This window comes from Staphylococcus pseudoxylosus, assembly GCF_003697915.1.
Classification (GTDB): domain Bacteria; phylum Bacillota; class Bacilli; order Staphylococcales; family Staphylococcaceae; genus Staphylococcus; species Staphylococcus pseudoxylosus.
In genome coordinates this window covers 1-217 of the sequence record NZ_RCVN01000112.1, presented here as the reverse complement: position 1 = coordinate 217, position 217 = coordinate 1, and the positions used below count along the sequence as shown (strand labels likewise).

The window sequence follows — 217 nt, the reverse complement described above, 5'->3', positions numbered from 1 at the left end:
AGATACTAAAAGGTGAAAATATTGATAAAGTAATAAAAGAGGGGTATGGTTTTAAATTAAAAGAATTAGAAATAGAAAAAATTAAAAAAGCTGCTCAAGAAATGAAATCAGACAAAGATGAAGATTATAAAGAGCAAAACACGTTAGAAAAAACCTTAACCAAACCAGTAAATGAAAGAAGTAATACAGGATGGACTTCAGATTCACATGTCGGGCA

1 pseudogene is annotated in these 217 nt (G+C 29.0%); it reads left to right on the top strand.

Annotated features, from left to right (window positions below):
• Window positions 1-217 (top strand): annotated as a pseudogene (locus D9V42_RS15200) (alkaline phosphatase); the annotation flags it as partial.